Source organism: Streptococcus sp. 27098_8_12, assembly GCF_041432115.1.
GTDB classification, from domain to species: domain Bacteria; phylum Bacillota; class Bacilli; order Lactobacillales; family Streptococcaceae; genus Streptococcus; species Streptococcus parasanguinis_V.
In genome coordinates this window covers 120532-135963 of the sequence record NZ_JAPVZA010000001.1, presented here as the reverse complement: position 1 = coordinate 135963, position 15432 = coordinate 120532, and the positions used below count along the sequence as shown (strand labels likewise).

Genomic DNA, 15432 nt, shown 5'->3' with positions numbered 1-15432 from the left:
CATTTAAGGAGATCATTACAAATGAAGAAAAAATTTGCTCTTTCATTTTTAACCATTGCAAGTGTCGCTCTTCTTGCTGCTTGTGGTGAAGTTTCTACTTCAGGTTCAAACACAACTGGTAACGAAATCGGCAAGGAACTAAAAGTCGGTTTTAACTTTGAAAAAACTGGTGAAGTAGCAGCCTACGGTAGCGCTGAACAAAAAGGTGCTCAATTGGCCGTTGATGAAATCAACGCTAAGGGTGGAGCTGACGGTAAGAAGATCGTTGTCACAGATAAAGATAACAAATCTGAAACAGCTGAAGCAGCTACAGTCACTACAAACCTTGTCACTCAATCAAAAGTGAACGCTCTTGTAGGACCTGCAACTTCAGGTGCTACTGCAGCAGCGGTTGCCAACGCTGGTAAAGCAGGTGTTCCATTGGTCACACCATCAGCAACTCAAGATGATTTGACAAAAGGTCAAGATTACCTCTTCCGTGCAACCTTTATCGATAGCTTCCAAGGAAAAATCATCGCTAAATACACAACTGATAACTTGAAAGCGAAGAAAGTCGTTCTCTACTACGATAACTCATCTGACTATGCGAAAGGGATTGCTGAAGCCTTCAAGAAATCTTACAAAGGTGAAATCGTAGCAACAGAAACCTTCCAATCTAAGGATACAGACTTCCAAGCTGCTCTTACAAAAATCAAAGATAAAGACTTCGATGCGATTGTTCTTCCAGGTTACTACACAGAAACTGGTAAGATCGTAAACCAAGCGCGTGGTATGGGAATCAAACAACCAATCATTGGTGGGGATGGATTTAGCGATGCTAAGTTCGTTGAACAAGCAACACCTGCTGCAGCTACAGATATCTACTACGTAGCTGGATTCTCTACTGAAGGTGAAATGACTGATAAAGCCAAGAAATTCGTAGAAGCCTACAAAGCGAAATACAATGAAGAACCTTCAATGTTCGCAGCTTTGGCTTATGATTCAGTTTACATGGTTGCAGAAGCATCTAAAGGTGCTAAGAACTCTGTCGAATTGAAAGATAACCTTGCGAAGTTGAAAGACTTGGAAGGTGTGACTGGTACAATGTCAATTGACAAGAACCACAACCCGGTTAAATCAGCTCTTATGATTGGCTTGAAAGATGGTAAAGTCAAATCAGTTGAGTCTGTTAAACCATAATTATCATTTGTTGTTTGTACAAGAGGCTGGGAGAATGAAAATTCCTGGCCTCGCTCTTTATTGTTAGAAAGGATGGTTCAAATGCTCCAGCAATTAGTGAACGGTCTAATCTTGGGAAGTGTCTATGCACTCTTGGCCCTTGGTTATACCATGGTGTATGGAATTATCAAATTGATCAACTTTGCCCATGGGGATATCTACATGGTAGGTGCCTTTATGGGATATTTCTTATTAAATTCATTGAAAGTGAACTTCTTTGTCGCTTTGCTCCTAGCCATGGTTGGGACAGCTATTTTAGGGGTTGTAATTGAATACCTGGCTTATCGTCCGCTTCGTCATTCGACTCGGATTGCAGCCTTGATCACAGCCATCGGGGTTTCCTTCTTGCTCGAATATGGGATGGTCTTCTTCGTCGGTGCCAATACCCGTTCCTTCCCGCAAGTGATTAAAACGGTTCGTTACAACTTCGGTCCTATTTCAATCTCCAATATTCAGTTGATGATCTTGGGAGTGTCAGTTTTCTTGATGGTCGCTCTTCAATTTATTATTCAAAAGACAAAGATGGGGAAAGCCATGCGGGCTGTATCTGTTGATAGTGATGCCGCTCAATTGATGGGGATTAACGTAAACCGTACGATCAGCTTTACCTTTGCTTTGGGATCAGCCTTGGCAGGTGCTGGTGGTGTCTTGATTGGTTTGTATTACAACTCGATCGAGCCTTTGATGGGGATGACACCAGGGATCAAAGCCTTTGTCGCAGCCGTTCTTGGAGGAATCGGAATCATTCCAGGTGCTGCCCTAGGTGGATTTGTTATCGGTTTGTTGGAAACCTTCGCTACAGCGATCGGTCTTTCAGACTTCCGTGATGCCATTGTGTATGCCATCTTGATTGTGATCTTGCTCATCCGTCCAGCAGGTATCCTCGGTAAAAATGTGAAAGAGAAGGTGTAAGCCATGAAACAAAATTTAAAAGTGAATTTAGTCTGGCTTGGTCTTTTGGTCGCAGGTTTTGCCTTGATCCAAGTCTTGGTTGCAGCGGGTGTGCTCAACCTCTTCTATATCCAAATTTTAGAACAAATTGGAATTAATATTATCCTTGCAGTTGGCTTGAACCTCATTGTTGGTTTCTCAGGTCAATTCTCACTCGGCCATGCCGGATTTATGGCGATTGGTGCTTACTCTGCAGCCATTCTTGGTTCCAAATCACCAACCTATGGGGCTTTCTTTGGTGCGATGGTTTTAGGTGCTTTGATTGCTGGTGTCGTTGCCTTGATCGTTGGGGTTCCAACCCTTCGTTTGAAAGGGGACTACCTCGCAATTGCGACACTTGGGGTTTCTGAAATCATCCGGATCTTGATCGTCAATGGTGGTACTCTAACAAATGGTGCTGCTGGTATCCTTGGTTTGCCAGCCTTTACAACTTGGCAATTGGTTTACCTCTTTGTTGTCATTACAACGATCTTTACGATTAACTTCTTACGCAGTCCAATTGGGCGCTCTACCCTTTCTGTCCGTGAAGATGAAATCGCAGCAGAATCTGTTGGGATCAATACGACCAAAGTCAAAGTCATCGCCTTTGTATTTGGTGCGATCACAGCGGCGATTGCTGGATCTCTCCAAGCTGGCTTTATCGGCTCTGTTGTTCCTAAAGATTACTCTTTCACCAATACCATTAATGTCTTGATCATTGTCGTGTTTGGTGGTTTGGGATCAATGTCAGGAACAGTTGTAGCAGCCATCGTCTTGGGGATCTTGAACATGGTGCTTCAAGACTTCTCAAGTGTCCGTATGATCATTTACTCATTGGCTTTGATTCTCGTGATGATCTTCCGTCCAGGTGGTCTTCTTGGAACATGGGAATTCAGCTTGAAAAAACTACTCTCAAAAAAGGAGGCTAACTAATGGCACTTCTTGAAGTAAAAAATTTAACAAAAAACTTTGGTGGTTTGACAGCCGTTGGGGATGTGACCATGGAACTCAATGAAGGGGAATTGGTTGGTTTGATCGGACCCAACGGTGCCGGGAAAACAACCCTCTTCAACCTCCTAACAGGGGTATATGAACCAAGTGAAGGGACCATTACCTTAGATGGTCAGCTACTAAATGGTAAAGCACCTTATAAAATCGCTGCAGGTGGTCTGGGACGTACTTTCCAAAATATTCGTCTCTTTAAAGATTTGAGCGTTTTGGACAATGTTTTGATTGCCTTTGCCAATCACCACAAACCACATGTCTTTGCGAGTCTTTTTCGCTTGCCAAGCTATTACAAGAATGAAGAAGCTTTGAAAGCGAAAGCTCTTGAATTGTTAGCGATTTTTGGTTTGGAAAAAGAAGCAGATACCTTGGCCAAAAACTTAGCTTACGGACAACAACGTCACTTGGAGATCGTTCGTGCCCTTGCGACAGAGCCAAAAATCCTCTTCTTGGATGAACCTGCTGCAGGGATGAACCCTCAAGAAACAGCAGAATTGACCCAATTGATTCGTCGCATTCAAAAAGAATTTAATATTACGATCATGCTGATTGAGCACGATATGAGCTTGGTTATGGAAGTAACGGAACGGATTTATGTATTGGAATACGGTCGCTTGATTGCCCATGGTACGCCAGATGAAATCAAGACCAACAAACGCGTAATCGAAGCCTATCTAGGAGGTGAAGCCTAATGTCTATGTTAAAAGTTGAAAATCTTTCTGTACACTATGGCATGATCCAGGCTGTCCGTGATGTCAGTTTCGAGGTAAACGAAGGGGAAGTTGTCTCTCTTATCGGTGCTAACGGTGCTGGGAAAACATCTATTCTTCGTACCATTTCAGGTTTGGTGCGTCCAAGTGCTGGGAAAATCGAGTTTTTAGGTCAGGAAATTCAAAAGGTTCCGGCTCAAAAGATTGTAGCAGCAGGACTCTCTCAAGTTCCAGAAGGTCGTCATGTCTTTCCGGGCTTAACTGTTATGGAAAACTTGGAGATGGGAGCTTTCTTGAAGAAAGATCGAGAAGAAAATCAAGCTAACTTGAAGAAAGTTTTCTCCCGTTTCCCACGTTTGGAAGAACGGAAGAACCAAGATGCAGCAACCCTATCTGGTGGGGAACAACAAATGCTAGCAATGGGTCGTGCACTTATGTCGACGCCAAAACTCTTGCTTCTGGATGAACCTTCTATGGGATTGGCTCCAATCTTTATCCAAGAAATCTTTGATATCATCCAAGATATCCAAAAACAAGGGACAACGGTTCTCTTGATCGAGCAAAATGCCAACAAGGCTCTTGCTATCGCAGACCGCGGTTATGTTTTGGAAACAGGGAAAGTCGTTCTTTCCGGAACAGGAAAAGAACTCTTAGCCTCAGAAGAAGTCCGCAAGGCCTACCTTGGTGGATAAGATTTCTAAAGTTCACTAGAATGTTAAAAAGAAAGGTCTTGAAGACCTTTCTTCGGATTGATGACAAAGATAATTTAGAAACTTTCCTTAGGTGAGTACGGACGTCAGCGAACTTCTACGAAGTTCCATGACTTAGTTTTGAGCCTAAGGTCTCAAAACTCCCGAGTGCTTGAAATAATCTTGTTTCAAGCACTTTTCTCACGGCGGAAAGTTTCTATATACTCCTAATGATTCAAAAATAGCATAATTTCTATTATGAAGAAACATTAATCTAATTTTATAGGAAAAACAGTTTGAATATGTTCGAAAGAAAGGTCCTGAAGGCCTTTCTTTTTTCATTTGTACTGGCTGAGATTTTTTCTTAGTAAAATAATTTAAAATATATAATTTCCTTTATTAATTTGGTAAAATAAACGTAATTACTAATGACTGAAATGGATAATAAGTTATGCATATAGATCGAAAAATTCAATTGGGTGAATTATATAAGGAACTAAGAATCGCCAGAGGCTTAAAACAAAAGGATGTTGCTAGAAAAGGATTAAGCATAGCACAATTGTCTAAATTTGAGAATGGGCAAACAATGTTAAGTGCTGATAAATTATTAATAGCGATAGAATCAATTCACATGACTTTTGAAGAGTTTGGCCATAAATTAAATAATTATGAATTACCTAAAGATATTATTTTAGGTAAGAAGATATCCACTTTATTTTTGAAACAGGATATTAAAGGATTAGAGTATCTATTAACCGAAGTATTACAGAGTGAAGAGACGGATCAATATCAAAGAATTCAGTCGTTTATTATTGAAAATGCGATTCATTCATTAGATCAAAACTATGAAATAAAAATAGAAGATAGAAAAGTATTGGTAGATTATCTATTTTCAATTGAATCTTGGACATGGTTTGAATTATATGTATTTGGAAATACAATGACTTTAATTTCTGATGAAGATTTATTATTTTTTGGAGATCAGCTTGCGGAAAGGACTAAAGATTATAATTTTCTTAAACACAATTTAAGTTCTTTAAAATTAACGTACATAAATTTAATTGGCGAATTAATTTTAAGAAAAATTGATACTCAAGTTCCATTGTTTATACTCGAGCTAGAAAAGCTTCTTTTCCCATATGATATGCTAGAAATCATGTTGTTGAAATTTTTAAAATTAGTAAATGGTTACTTAAAGTCAAAAAATTCTAAAAAGGAAATTAAACAATTTATAGAGTCTCTTCGAGTTGTTGGTGATAGTCAACTGATTAATATTTTAGAGGTAAAATTGGACCAGTTTGGGATACATATAAATTAGGCAAAAGATCAGATGTATGAGATAGGATATTTCATATTTGAAACTCTGTTAAATATTTAAAATTTAGTAGTAAACTATATTTAGATATAACAATTAAATACTTCGATATTTCGTTAATTCATATAAAAGAAAAAGTAATTCTGAAAAACTTAAAAATATTTTTTTATTTGAATGAAGTTATGTATATCAAGTTTCTACTAGAAAGGTATAGCAGATGAAAGTTTTTTTAAGAAATATTTTTTTTAGGAATCTGGTCTTGTCTAGTTTCTTCGATGATTTAGGATCAACTATTTATAATCTTGTTTTTGTAGTTTTTGCAGCAAGTATGGCGAATAGTAAATTGGCGGTTGGTGTAGCAAGTTTTATACAATATATTCCAACGATTTGTGCTCTTTTTATTGCAATGCAGGCTGACAAAACAAAGAATAAGAAATTGTGGTTGCTATTATTAGGATATATACAAGCAGTATTATTTATTATGGTTGCGTTCTTATCGAAAGAAAATTCATGGCTAGTTTTCTCGATTGTATGTTTCATTAACATCCTATCAGATTGTATTGCAGAGTACAGAAGAGGCTTAGTATTACCCATGTTTCAGTCCCACATTCCCGAAGAAGAGCTGATGGAAGCGTACTCTTTTGATCAAGTAATTAGTCAAATAACTTTGATTTCTGGTCAAACTTTGGGAGTTTGGTTACTAACGATTTCTCATAATAATTTCTTCTTTTTAGCTACGATAAATGCTATAAGTTTCTTATTATCATCGATGGTATTGCTTAAAATCCAAAGACAATTGACACATCCAGAAGTTAATTATTCACCAGAAAATGGGTTTATCTCACAACTTAAGAACCTTTACAAAAATAGTAAAAGTATATTTAAATATCAAGAGAAAGTACGTTTTGGTCTAATGATTTTTTCAATTTTAGGATTAAATTCGTTAGGCAGTGCTATTTTAATAATGTACAATCTGAAATTTACAGAAATAACTCCTTTTGGTTTATCTTTTGCTCAGTCGGTATTTTTACTTCAAACAATATTATTTGTTTCAGCCCTAATTGGTGGAATGACCCCTAATGATTATTTTTCTAAACTATCACTTATTAAAATACTTCAAATAGATAGTGGATTATTAATAGTCATAGGAATATGTGGTTGGATAAATGGTTTGGAAATTATTTCCTTTAGTGTGTTGGCATTCATGATGTATCTTAGTAGTAAGGTAAATCCCAAATTAAATAGTCTCTTAATGGCAAAACTTCCACCGGATATTCTTGCACAAACTAGTAGTTTTTTTAAGGTTATATCAGTATTATCAATGCCAATAGCAACTATTTTATTTACAAGTTTATCTATGTGGAACTCTCAGTTTGCCTGGGGTATATTCTTATTATTATCCATTGTGGTATTTGTACTTTCCTTATCTTCTAATAAATCGGTTACTAGTGACTAAGATTAGTTTACAAGATTAAATGTTGCATAAAAAGGTACGTGTGTTTGATTTTTCTAAATTTTGAAAACAAGAGAAAACTGCTGAAAGCGTTTGAAATCATTCTTAAAATCAAGTATAATAAAACTAATAAAAGCATAGGAGAACTTGTTATGGCTGTTAAAGATTTTATGACACGTAAAGTGGTTTACATTAGTCCAGATACTACAATTGCCCACGCGGCAGATTTGATGCGCGAACAAGGTTTGCACCGTTTGCCAGTCATTGAAAACGATAAATTGGTTGGTTTGGTGACAGAAGGTACGATTGCAGAAGCAAGTCCATCTAAAGCAACAAGCTTGTCTATTTTCGAGATGAACTATCTGTTGAACAAGACCAAGGTCAAAGATGTCATGCTTCGCGATGTCATTACCGTCTCTAAATTTGCGAGCTTAGAAGATGCGACCTATCTCATGTATAAGAACAAGGTGGGAATTCTTCCAGTCGTGGACAATGACCAAGTATCCGGTGTCATCACAGACCGTGATATTTTCCGTGCCTTCCTTGAAGTATCCGGTTATGGAGAAGAAGGAGTTCGTGTTCGCTTTGTGACAGAAGATAAGGTTGGAGTTCTAGAACAAATCATTCACTTGATTGTAGAAGAAGGGTATAACATCGCCAATACAGTCAATATCCCAACCAAAGATGATCGTGTGGTTATCGAAGTTCAAATTGATGGGGTGACAGATCTAGAAGGAATCCGTAGTAAATTTGAAGCCAACGGTTTGAAAGTCGATGAAATCACTCGAACAACCGCAAAAGCAATTTAATAAAAAATCAGGCTGGATGACAATCCAGTCTGATTTTTGTATAAAGTAACTTAATAAATTCTGTAAAAATAATTATGATTTTATTAATTATGACGTGTATTCTAAGATTTTCCACCGTGAGAAAATAGCATGAAACAAGTATGTTTCATGCTCTCGGAATTTTTGAGAGTAAAACAGTTTGGGGAACTGTTTTAGCCTGAGCTTAGAAATTAAAAAGCGAAGGGGCTCAAAACTAATTGAATACGGGTCGCGGATTGTATCTTGATTTAGTCATGGAACTTCCTGGATTGCTGAAATCATCCACTGGATAATTTCACCTGACGTCCGTACTCACCTAAGGAAAATCGTAAATAGAAAAACAAAGCTAGATGAGAATCTAGCCTTATTTTTTCTATTAACGGGTAATGGGTTGTTTTTCTTTATCTAAAGTGAAGCCTTCGCCGAGAATTTCATGGGCTTCAGAAATGGTGATGAAGGCGAATGGATCGATCTGATTGATGATGTCTTTCATTTGTTTCATCTCATTCCGCGAAACGACACAGTAGACAATATCCAGGTCCTTACGGCTGTAATAGCCCATCCCGCGGATAAAGGTAATCCCGCGACCCAGATCGTCAGATACCTTTTTGGCAATTTCTTCTGGTTTAGAGGTAACGATAAGGAAGCCTTTTCCAGCAAAACCACCTTCCCCAATCAAGTCGATGACAAGGGTGTCAATCAGGATAAAGAAGAGGGTATACATAGCGGTACGAACATCTTGGAAGACAACAACCACAGTTGTCAGAACAATGGCATCTACAATCAACATGAGTTTCCCCATACTGAGGGAAGTGTATTTGTTAAAGATGCGAGCGAGGATATCTGTTCCTCCCGTGGTTCCTCCAGCATTGAAGATGATCCCTAGCCCCAAACCAAGCACAACCCCTGAGGCAATACAGGCAAGCAGAATATCTCCTTTAAAGGCTTCAAAGATGAAGTGATGGTAGCGGTGACTGAGGGGCATGGCCTCAAAAATTGCCATCCAAGCGGAAACCGAAAAGGTCCCCAGTAAGCTTAGATAAAGAGATTTCTTACCCAGCAGCTTCCAAGCCAGAATGAAAAGAGGGATATTGATCAGTAAGTTCATGATGGATACGGGGACTTTTAAGAGGTAATAGGTGATCAAGGTAATCCCTGTTGCTCCTCCTTCATAGAAGTGAAAGGGAATGACCAAAAAATAGATCCCAAATGAAAAAATGCCGGCCCCCAAGATGATAGCCAGAATATCTTTAAATTTAAACATGATAGGTTGTCTCCTAAAACTTTATAAGATCATTGTAACAAAAAAGTGAAAAAATGAAAATGACTTTGAAAAATTTTCTCTCCTAAAATACAAGATTTTTACCCTTATTTTTGGTAAAATAAAAAGAAGAAAACTAGAAAGAGGATACTATGGTAAACGGTACATTAATTTCATTTGAAGGTCCAGAAGGAGCGGGAAAATCATCGGTCCTAGAAGCCGTTTTGCCTCTACTTGAAGAAAAAGGAATTCCTTTTATTACAACCCGTGAACCAGGCGGTGTAGACATTGCAGAAAAGATCCGCCAAGTCATTTTAGATCCAGACCATACTAGTATGGATGCCAAGACCGAGTTGCTGCTCTATATTGCTAGTCGCCGGCAGCATTTGGTGGAACGTGTCTTACCGGCCCTTGCAGCTGGGAAAATCGTCTTGATGGACCGCTTTATTGATAGCTCGGTCGCTTATCAAGGGTATGGTCGCGGTCTGAGTGTGGAAGATATCGAGTGGCTCAATCAATTCGCGACAGATGGTCTTAAACCAGATCTCACCCTTTACTTTGATCTGGATGTCGAAGAAGGGCTCGCTCGAATTGCCAAAAACCAAGAGCGGGAAGTCAATCGTTTGGATTTGGAAGGATTGGAGCTTCACCAAAAAGTCAGACAAGGTTATTTGGCCTTGTACGAAAAGGAACCAGAGCGCATTGTGAAAATCGATGCCAGTCAATCCTTTGAAGCAGTCTTTGCGGATGTTTTGGCTGTTTTAGAAAATCGCTTGGGGATATTGAAATGAAGCTAGAAGAGATCCAACAGCTCCAGCCAGAATTGGTGGAGCGCTTCACCCAGATCCTAGAACACAAACAGCTCAGTCATGCTTATCTTTTTACAGGTTCGTTTGCCAGTTTTGAGATGGCCCTCTTGCTAGCTCAAAGTCAATTTTGCGAAGATTTGCAGGGAGTCTGGCCTTGTGGCAAATGCCGTTCCTGTCGCTTGATTGCTGAAGAAGAATTCTCAGACGTAAAGATCGTGCGTCCAGTCAACCAGATCATTAAGACCGACCGCATTCGCTCGCTCGTTCAAGACTTTTCTCAATCAGGATTTGAAGGCAGTCGGCAGGTCTTTATCGTCCAAGATGCGGATAAGATGCATACCAATGCGGCCAATTCTCTCTTAAAAGTCATGGAGGAGCCCCAGAGTGAGATCTATCTCTTCTTGTTGACTTCCGATGAAAACTTGATCTTACCGACCATCAAGAGTCGGGCCCAGCAGGTCCATTTTCCTAAAAAGCAAGCCTATCTAACCGAACTGCTAGAAAAAGAAGGCTTGATCAAATCACAGGCAAATTTAGTAGCTCGTTTTAGTTTTAGTCTCGAAGAGGCAGAGCAGCAAAAAAAGAATGCTACGTTTTTTGAACTAGCAAAAGTTTGTGATCAATTCATCGAACGTTGTCAATCCAATTTAAATCGTGCTTATTTGGAAGTGACCCGCTTGGTGAGTCTAGCAGATGATAAGGAAAAACAAAGCCAGGCCTTTCGTTTGATGGAGTTGGCTTTAGAAGAGCAGTTGCGCTTGAGTAGATCCCAGCAGTTGCTTGAGAAATTGAGTCTTGCTCGCAGGATGTGGAAGGCCAATGTTTCTTTTCAAAATGCTCTAGAATATATGGTTTTGAGCTTAGAAAGTTAAGGAGTCAGAATGAATAAAAAAGAATTATTTGATGCTTTAGACGGCTTCTCTCAGAATTTGTTGGTCACCTTGGCTGAAGTCGAAGCCATCAAGAAAAATTTGAAACAAGTCATCGAAGAAAATACAGCTCTTCGTTTAGAAAATGATAAATTGAGAGAGCGTTTGGGGGAAGTTGAGAAGACTTCATCCGCAAAGTCACAACACCATGGTCGTGAAAATTTGCAACGTATTTACAACGACGGTTTTCATATCTGCACTTATTCCTACGGTCAACGCCGTGAGAACGATGAAGAGTGTATGTTTTGTGACGAGTTGTTATTTAGGGAGTAAGCATGCAGATCCAACGAAGTTTTAAAGGGGAAAAGAAAACAGGGGTGCTTTACCTGGTTCCGACACCGATCGGTAATCGTGAAGATATGAGTTGCCGCATGGTCCAGACCTTAAAGGATGTGGACTTGATCGCAGCTGAGGATACTAGAAATACAGGCCTCTTGCTCAAGCATTTTGAGATTACGACACCCCAGACCAGCTTTCATGAGCACAATGCCATGGAGAAAATTCCAGATCTAATCGCCTATTTAGAATCTGGAAAAGACTTAGCGCAAGTCTCAGATGCAGGACTTCCTAGTATTTCTGATCCTGGTCATGATTTGGTCAAGGCAGCGATTGAACGCGAGATTCCTGTCGTAGCTGTGCCTGGTCCTAGTGCAGGTATAACGGGTTTGATTGCCAGTGGCCTAGCCCCTCAACCTCATATTTTTTATGGATTTCTGCCTCGCAAAGAGGGGCAACAAAAGGCCTTTTTCCAAGAAAAAGTGGCCTATCCGGAGACACAGATCTTTTATGAGTCTCCCCATCGAGTGAAGGCAACCCTAGAGAATATGTTGGCTGTCTATGGGGATCGTCCTGTCGTATTGGTTCGTGAATTAACCAAGATCTATGAGGAATATACTCGCGGCAGTATTTCTGAGTTAGTCGCATTTCTTGAAGAAAATCCTCTCAAAGGGGAGTGCCTCTTGATTGTCGAAGGAGCCAAGGAAGAAGAGCTAGACCTAGAAGAGGTCGACTTGATCCAAGAGATCGATACCTTGGTCCAAGAGGGCATGAAGAAAAATCAAGCAATTAAACAGGTCGCCAAACAATACGGCCTGCAAAAGAGTGAGCTCTATGCTCGTTACCATCAAGACTAGGAAAGGTTGGAAGCAGGATGGAAATTAGAATGGCTTATCCCAATGAGATTAAGCGAATTATGGAAATCATCCAAGATGCCAAGGAAAGCCTGGCTCAAAGACAGGTCGACCAGTGGCAGGATGGCTATCCAGATGAAGAGATCATTTTTGAGGATATTCTAGAAAGTCGTGGCTATGTGGCGGTTGAAGATCAGGAAGTCGTCGCCTATGCAGCCGTCCAAAAGGGAAATGAAGCGGCCTATAATGAGATTTACGATGGCAAGTGGGAGCATGACAACTATATGTATATCACTTTTCACCGCGTCGCTGTAGCCAAAGAAGCTGCTGGCAAAGGGGTGGCTCAGACCTTCCTTCAAGGTTTAATCGAAGGAGAAAAAGGCCCAGATTTCCGTTGCGATACGCACCCGGATAATGTGGTCATGCAACATTTGCTTGAAAAATTGGGCTACCATTATTGTGGAAAGGTCCCTATTGATGGAGTACGTCTGGCTTATCAAAAGATCAAACGAAAAGCAGAAACTAGTCTATTCCAAGTGGTCTCAGAAGAGGACCGCTGGGACCAAAGAGCGGAAGCAGCCTACAATGACTCTCTATCTTAAACAATTTTATGAAAGCCCTATGGGGCTTCTTTCGATCGTTGTCAGTGAAGAAGGCCTTGTAGAGCTTGATTTTTATGATCCGAAAGAAGAGGCACCTGATCCCTATGGAGCGCTGAAACAGGTCCATCCCTACCATGAGAAGGTGAAGGAGTGGTTGGATCACTATTTTGCGCGAGATCCAATCGCTATCAGCTTTCCACTAGCACCGCAAGGGACAGCCTTCCAAGAGCGGGTGTGGCAGTTATTGCGAGAGATCCCATATGGTGAGACCAAAACCTATGGCCAGCTTGCTCAGGATCTTTCTTGTGGTTCAGCCCAAGCCGTGGGACAGGCTGTCGGACGCAATCCCTTGACGATCTTAGTCCCTTGCCACCGTGTGATGGGAAAAGATGGACAACTGACGGGCTATGCGTCTGGACTCGATCGCAAACGCTGGCTCTTACAACACGAAGGAATTACCTGGAAGGAGAAATAAAATCGATGTATACCTTTATTGAATACCCAAAATGTTCGACTTGTCGAAAGGCTAAATCAGAATTGGATGGTCTCCAATGTGAGTTCCAAAGCCAAAATATTGTCACAGAAACACCTACTAGCCAAGAATTGCAAGATTGGATGGCGGCTTCTGGCCTACCGATCAAGTCTTTCTTCAATACTAGCGGAATGAAATACCGGGAACTCGGTTTGAAAGATAAGGTGGATCAACTGACAGTGAAAGAAGCGGCGGATCTCCTTGCTTCAGACGGTATGCTGATCAAGCGGCCTCTACTTGTCAAAGACGGAAAAGTAGTTCAAGTGGGCTACCGGAAACCGTACGCAGACTTAGGTTTGTAAAAGAAAAGGGAGTTGGGCTCCCTTTTCATTTTGCAGTGAAGATGATATAATCATACGAGTGAAATCAATGAAAGAGAGTCAAGCATGAGTATTTTAGAAGTTAAAAATTTGAGCCACGGTTTTGGGGACCGGGCGATTTTTGAGGATGTGTCCTTCCGTTTGCTAAAGGGAGAGCATATCGGTCTTGTCGGGGCCAATGGTGAAGGGAAATCGACCTTCATGAGCATCGTGACCGGTAAGATGCAACCAGACGAAGGAAAGGTGGAGTGGTCTAAGTATGTGACGGCAGGTTACTTGGATCAGCATTCGGTCTTAGAAGAAGGACAAACAGTTCGTGATGTCTTACGGACCGCTTTTGATGAGTTGTTCACAGCTGAAGCTCGCATCAATGACCTCTATATGGCCATGGCGGAAGAGGGAGCCGATGTCGATGCTCTGATGGAAGAGGTTGGAGAACTCCAAGAGCGTCTAGAAAGTCGTGATTTTTATACCTTGGATGCCAAGATTGATGAAGTGGCGCGTGCTCTTGGGGTCATGGACTTTGGCATGGATACAGATGTGACCTCCTTGTCAGGTGGGCAACGGACCAAGGTCCTCTTGGCCAAACTCTTGCTAGAAAAACCAGATATCCTTCTCTTGGACGAGCCAACCAACTACTTGGATGCAGAGCACATCGATTGGCTTAAACGCTATTTGCAGAATTATGAAAATGCCTTTGTCCTCATTTCACACGATATTCCATTCTTGAACGATGTGATCAATATCGTCTACCATGTGGAAAATCAGCAGTTAACCCGCTATTCAGGAGACTACTACCAATTCCTTGAAGTCTATGAAATGAAGAAATCGCAATTGGAAGCAGCTTATGAACGCCAGCAAAAAGAGATTGCTGATTTGAAAGATTTCGTAGCCCGCAATAAGGCGCGTGTGGCTACACGGAATATGGCCATGTCTCGTCAGAAGAAGCTGGACAAGATGGAACTCATTGAGTTACAAAGTGAGAAACCAAAGCCCTCCTTTGAATTTAAAAATGCCCGGACTCCTGGACGCTTTATCTTCCAGGCTAAGGATCTTCAGATTGGCTATGACCGTCCTTTGACCAAGCCTTTGAACCTAACGTTTGAACGCAATCAAAAGGTAGCCATCATCGGAGCCAACGGGATCGGGAAAACCACTCTCTTGAAGAGCTTGCTTGGAATCATCCCTCCGATCGCTGGAGAAGTCGAGCGTGGAGACTACCTAGAGCTTGGCTATTTTGAGCAAGAGGTCGAAGGGGGCAATCGCCAGACACCGCTTGAAGCAGTTTGGAATGCCTTTCCGGCTCTCAACCAAGCAGAAGTCCGTGCCGCCCTTGCTCGCTGTGGTTTGACCACCAAACATATCGAGAGCCAAATCCAGGTGCTATCCGGTGGAGAGCAAGCCAAGGTACGCTTCTGTCTCTTGATGAACCGTGAAAACAATGTCTTGGTACTAGATGAGCCGACCAACCACTTGGATGTGGATGCCAAAGATGAATTGAAACGGGCTCTGAAAGAGTACAAGGGATCGATTCTCATGGTTTGCCACGAGCCAGATTTCTATGAAGGCTGGATGGACCAAATCTGGGACTTTAATGAATTGACGTAAAGACAAAAAGAGAACCGTTTGGTTCTCTTTTCAGATTCTTCTTAGAAACTTTCCTTAGGTGAGTACGGACGTCAGCGAACTTCTGAGAAGTTCC

Annotated in this window: 17 protein-coding genes; 16 read left to right on the top strand and 1 reads right to left on the bottom strand. The window is 40.9% G+C overall.

Going from position 1 to position 15432, the window contains the following annotated elements; genetic code table 11:
- Positions 1-21: 21 nt before the first annotated feature.
- The 8 genes from O3629_RS00645 to O3629_RS00610 all read left to right on the top strand — a co-directional run bounded on the left by O3629_RS00645 (position 22) and on the right by O3629_RS00610 (position 8129).
- On the top strand, positions 22-1179 hold the full coding sequence (locus O3629_RS00645) for an ABC transporter substrate-binding protein (RefSeq protein ID WP_023918808.1): 1158 nt from the start codon (positions 22-24) through the stop codon (positions 1177-1179).
- Positions 1180-1260: 81 nt separating this feature from the next.
- On the top strand, positions 1261-2130 hold the full coding sequence (locus tag O3629_RS00640; protein ID WP_045759743.1) for a branched-chain amino acid ABC transporter permease: 870 nt from the start codon (positions 1261-1263) through the stop codon (positions 2128-2130).
- A 3-nt stretch (positions 2131-2133) separates the two neighbouring features.
- On the top strand, positions 2134-3081 hold the full coding sequence (locus tag O3629_RS00635; protein WP_003008278.1) for a branched-chain amino acid ABC transporter permease: 948 nt from the start codon (positions 2134-2136) through the stop codon (positions 3079-3081).
- Positions 3081-3845, top strand: a complete 765-nt coding sequence (locus O3629_RS00630) for an ABC transporter ATP-binding protein (protein WP_003005595.1) — start codon at positions 3081-3083, stop codon at positions 3843-3845. Before O3629_RS00635 ends, O3629_RS00630 begins: the two co-directional genes overlap by 1 nt.
- Positions 3845-4555, top strand: coding sequence for an ABC transporter ATP-binding protein (locus O3629_RS00625; RefSeq protein WP_003008277.1), 711 nt, complete (start codon positions 3845-3847; stop codon positions 4553-4555). Before O3629_RS00630 ends, O3629_RS00625 begins: the two co-directional genes overlap by 1 nt.
- A gap of 448 nt (positions 4556-5003) precedes the next feature.
- Positions 5004-5870 carry a helix-turn-helix domain-containing protein gene (locus tag O3629_RS00620; RefSeq protein ID WP_371608551.1) on the top strand — a complete coding sequence of 289 codons (867 nt, stop codon included), beginning with the start codon at positions 5004-5006 and terminating at the stop codon, positions 5868-5870.
- 214 nt (positions 5871-6084) lie between these two features.
- Positions 6085-7323, top strand: coding sequence for an MFS transporter permease (locus tag O3629_RS00615; RefSeq protein ID WP_045759741.1), 1239 nt, complete (start codon positions 6085-6087; stop codon positions 7321-7323).
- Between the two features lie 149 nt (positions 7324-7472).
- Positions 7473-8129 (top strand): CBS domain-containing protein, encoded by a 657-nt coding sequence (locus O3629_RS00610; RefSeq protein ID WP_003005183.1) that lies wholly within the window; start codon positions 7473-7475, stop codon positions 8127-8129.
- A gap of 394 nt (positions 8130-8523) precedes the next feature.
- Here the strand turns inward: O3629_RS00610 and O3629_RS00605 are convergent, their stop codons facing one another.
- Positions 8524-9411 (bottom strand): YitT family protein, encoded by an 888-nt coding sequence (locus O3629_RS00605; protein ID WP_049485952.1) that lies wholly within the window; start codon positions 9409-9411, stop codon positions 8524-8526.
- A 149-nt stretch (positions 9412-9560) separates the two neighbouring features.
- On the opposite strand from O3629_RS00605, the gene tmk reads away from it, so the two are divergent.
- From tmk to O3629_RS00565, 8 genes are all read left to right on the top strand, one after another.
- Positions 9561-10199: a dTMP kinase gene (gene tmk, locus O3629_RS00600; protein ID WP_049472085.1), complete on the top strand. Its 639-nt coding sequence runs from the start codon at positions 9561-9563 to the stop codon at positions 10197-10199.
- Positions 10196-11089: a DNA polymerase III subunit delta' gene (locus tag O3629_RS00595; protein WP_155124707.1), complete on the top strand. Its 894-nt coding sequence runs from the start codon at positions 10196-10198 to the stop codon at positions 11087-11089. Before tmk ends, O3629_RS00595 begins: the two co-directional genes overlap by 4 nt.
- Before the next feature lie 9 nt (positions 11090-11098).
- Positions 11099-11419: a DNA replication initiation control protein YabA gene (gene yabA / locus O3629_RS00590; RefSeq protein WP_003005416.1), complete on the top strand. Its 321-nt coding sequence runs from the start codon at positions 11099-11101 to the stop codon at positions 11417-11419.
- Between the two features lie 2 nt (positions 11420-11421).
- A complete protein-coding gene (rsmI, locus tag O3629_RS00585) occupies positions 11422-12279 on the top strand; it encodes a 16S rRNA (cytidine(1402)-2'-O)-methyltransferase (RefSeq protein WP_371608550.1) in 858 nt (285 codons plus the stop codon).
- A 17-nt stretch (positions 12280-12296) separates the two neighbouring features.
- On the top strand, positions 12297-12878 hold the full coding sequence (locus O3629_RS00580; protein ID WP_371608549.1) for an N-acetyltransferase family protein: 582 nt from the start codon (positions 12297-12299) through the stop codon (positions 12876-12878).
- Positions 12862-13353: a methylated-DNA--[protein]-cysteine S-methyltransferase gene (locus O3629_RS00575; RefSeq protein ID WP_371608548.1), complete on the top strand. Its 492-nt coding sequence runs from the start codon at positions 12862-12864 to the stop codon at positions 13351-13353. Before O3629_RS00580 ends, O3629_RS00575 begins: the two co-directional genes overlap by 17 nt.
- Positions 13354-13358: 5 nt before the next feature.
- The gene (locus tag O3629_RS00570) at positions 13359-13712 is read left to right on the top strand and encodes an arsenate reductase family protein (RefSeq protein ID WP_003013024.1); all 354 of its coding nucleotides are present in this window, start codon (positions 13359-13361) and stop codon (positions 13710-13712) included.
- An 84-nt stretch (positions 13713-13796) separates the two neighbouring features.
- Positions 13797-15338, top strand: coding sequence for an ABC-F family ATP-binding cassette domain-containing protein (locus O3629_RS00565; protein WP_049488524.1), 1542 nt, complete (start codon positions 13797-13799; stop codon positions 15336-15338).
- The last annotated feature ends 94 nt before the right edge of the window (positions 15339-15432 follow it).

What these genes read in the sequence shown, in the direction of transcription:
- O3629_RS00620 (WP_371608551.1), top strand. Translation starts at nt 5,004, where the DNA reads ATGCATATAGATCGAAAAATTCAATTGGGTGAATTATATAAGGAACTA.
- tmk (WP_049472085.1), top strand. Translation starts at nt 9,561, where the DNA reads ATGGTAAACGGTACATTAATTTCATTTGAAGGTCCAGAAGGAGCGGGA.
- O3629_RS00630 (WP_003005595.1), top strand. Translation starts at nt 3,081, where the DNA reads ATGGCACTTCTTGAAGTAAAAAATTTAACAAAAAACTTTGGTGGTTTG.
- O3629_RS00635 (WP_003008278.1), top strand. Translation starts at nt 2,134, where the DNA reads ATGAAACAAAATTTAAAAGTGAATTTAGTCTGGCTTGGTCTTTTGGTC.
- O3629_RS00580 (WP_371608549.1), top strand. Translation starts at nt 12,297, where the DNA reads ATGGAAATTAGAATGGCTTATCCCAATGAGATTAAGCGAATTATGGAA.
- O3629_RS00605 (WP_049485952.1), bottom strand. Translation starts at nt 9,411, where the DNA reads ATGTTTAAATTTAAAGATATTCTGGCTATCATCTTGGGGGCCGGCATT.
- O3629_RS00570 (WP_003013024.1), top strand. Translation starts at nt 13,359, where the DNA reads ATGTATACCTTTATTGAATACCCAAAATGTTCGACTTGTCGAAAGGCT.
- O3629_RS00625 (WP_003008277.1), top strand. Translation starts at nt 3,845, where the DNA reads ATGTCTATGTTAAAAGTTGAAAATCTTTCTGTACACTATGGCATGATC.
- rsmI (WP_371608550.1), top strand. Translation starts at nt 11,422, where the DNA reads ATGCAGATCCAACGAAGTTTTAAAGGGGAAAAGAAAACAGGGGTGCTT.
- yabA (WP_003005416.1), top strand. Translation starts at nt 11,099, where the DNA reads ATGAATAAAAAAGAATTATTTGATGCTTTAGACGGCTTCTCTCAGAAT.
- O3629_RS00575 (WP_371608548.1), top strand. Translation starts at nt 12,862, where the DNA reads ATGACTCTCTATCTTAAACAATTTTATGAAAGCCCTATGGGGCTTCTT.
- O3629_RS00615 (WP_045759741.1), top strand. Translation starts at nt 6,085, where the DNA reads ATGAAAGTTTTTTTAAGAAATATTTTTTTTAGGAATCTGGTCTTGTCT.
- O3629_RS00610 (WP_003005183.1), top strand. Translation starts at nt 7,473, where the DNA reads ATGGCTGTTAAAGATTTTATGACACGTAAAGTGGTTTACATTAGTCCA.
- O3629_RS00645 (WP_023918808.1), top strand. Translation starts at nt 22, where the DNA reads ATGAAGAAAAAATTTGCTCTTTCATTTTTAACCATTGCAAGTGTCGCT.
- O3629_RS00595 (WP_155124707.1), top strand. Translation starts at nt 10,196, where the DNA reads ATGAAGCTAGAAGAGATCCAACAGCTCCAGCCAGAATTGGTGGAGCGC.
- O3629_RS00565 (WP_049488524.1), top strand. Translation starts at nt 13,797, where the DNA reads ATGAGTATTTTAGAAGTTAAAAATTTGAGCCACGGTTTTGGGGACCGG.
- O3629_RS00640 (WP_045759743.1), top strand. Translation starts at nt 1,261, where the DNA reads ATGCTCCAGCAATTAGTGAACGGTCTAATCTTGGGAAGTGTCTATGCA.